The following is a 1,699-nucleotide window of genomic DNA, read 5'->3' on the forward strand; positions in this document are numbered from 1 at the left end:
CCTGACTTTATCACTTTTTTAAAATTTTCTCATGAACCTGCCCTATAGGTATCTGTAGCAGTGTTTTTAAGTCTAATTTGGGTGACGCACTGAAATTTTGTATCTTCGTGCTATGTTTGTGCGTAGGAAAAAGAATCGATCCGGCTCGACCAGTGTTGTCATCGCCGATAAGAGTTCCGGTAGATTTACGGAACTCCATGTCATAGGTGTGGGTACAACCGAGGATGAAATTCGTCAACTTGTAAATGAAGGAAAGAATTGGATAGCCCATTACGGTGGACAGCAAACCATAAGCTTCCCTGATGATGAGTGTGAAAAACTAAGACGGGAAGAGAATTCAATGACTGAGTACATTGTATCCAATATAATAAGTACTTCTCTGAATTCACCTCAGAGAATCATCAATAAAGTTTACGATAAAATCGGATTCAATATCATACAGGATGAGGAACTACGTCATCTTGTAGTATCCAGAATATGCTCTCCCATGAGCAAGAAGGCCACAGTGGATTATCTGAGACGGCATTTCAAGGAAGAGGTCAGTTTGCAGAAGATTTATCGTTATCTCGATAAACTATATAATACCCAGCAGGAACTCGTGCAGGAGATAAGTGTTAAGCATACAAAAGGATTGTTTGGTGGGAATTTAGGGATACTTTTCTACGATGTCACAACCCTTTATTTTGAGACAACGAATAAGGACGAGTTACGGGAATCCGGTTTTTCCAAAGATGGTAAAAATGCAAATTCACAAGTTGTTTTAGGACTTCTTGTCAGTCGTGGAGGATATCCTTTGTCTTATTCTCTGTTTAACGGTTCACAATATGAGGGATATACAATGCTTCCCATCGTAGATGATTTTGTTCAAAGATTCAATCTCGGCAATGATTTTGTAGTAATTGCAGACTCCGGACTTATGAGCGCAAAGAATGTAAAGCTACTCCGTGATGGTGGATATAAGTATATAATAGGTGCCAGGATAAAGAAGGAGTCCGGCCGGATAATGGAGAAAATAATTGCAACAGAGCGTCGGAGTGGGGTCTTCAATGATATCAAATATCCGGATGGAGACAGGCTTATTGTTGGATATTCTGATGAAAGGGCCAAGAAGAACGCATTCGATAGAGAACAAGGTGTGGAAAGGCTAAGAAAACGTTTTTCTAAGGGAACACTGACGAAGGCGGACATCAACAAACGAGGATATAACAAGTTCCTTTCTATCAGTTCTGGAATTACAGTCAGTATAGATGAGGAAAAGATAAAGGAAGATGCAATATGGGATGGATTAAAAGGGTATAAGACAAATACGGATCTAAGTCCAGAGAAAGTCTATGAAGCCTATCAGAATCTATGGAATGTGGAACGGTCGTTTCGTATTACCAAAGGTACGCTGGATGTAAGACCGATGTTCCATTTCACGCCAAGAAGAATTGAGGCTCATGTTTGTATATGTTTCGTTGCTTTGAAAGTATACAAGGAACTTGAAAGGCTATTAAAATTGTCTGGGTGTCCGTACTCTGTAGATGAAACACTCAAGATAGCCGAGACTATAGTTACTATTGAGATTGCACGTCCGGAGAATAAAGACACTATAACAAAAACTCTCTGCCTCACAGAGGAGGAGAGAGCTATAGCGTACCTCATTGATACTGATGACTGGTTAGAGTTATGATTTGGGTGACGCAATGATAAAGTCAGG

At 40.0% G+C, this 1,699-nt stretch carries 1 protein-coding gene; it reads left to right on the top strand.

The window, feature by feature from the left end; all coding sequences use genetic code 11:
• Positions 1-112 precede the first annotated feature (112 nt).
• A complete protein-coding gene (locus NW213_RS16710; RefSeq protein ID WP_258323470.1) occupies positions 113-1,672 on the top strand; it encodes an IS1634 family transposase in 1,560 nt (519 codons plus the stop codon).
• Positions 1,673-1,699 lie beyond the last annotated feature (27 nt).

Origin of the sequence: Bacteroides sp. ET336 (assembly GCF_024733815.1) — a bacterium.
Classification (GTDB): Bacteria; Bacteroidota; Bacteroidia; order Bacteroidales; family Bacteroidaceae; genus Phocaeicola; species Phocaeicola cellulolyticus.

Bases quoted from the DNA above. Each gene is read 5' to 3' on its own strand.
- NW213_RS16710 (WP_258323470.1), top strand. From the start codon at position 113: ATGTTTGTGCGTAGGAAAAAGAATCGATCCGGCTCGACCAGTGTTGTC.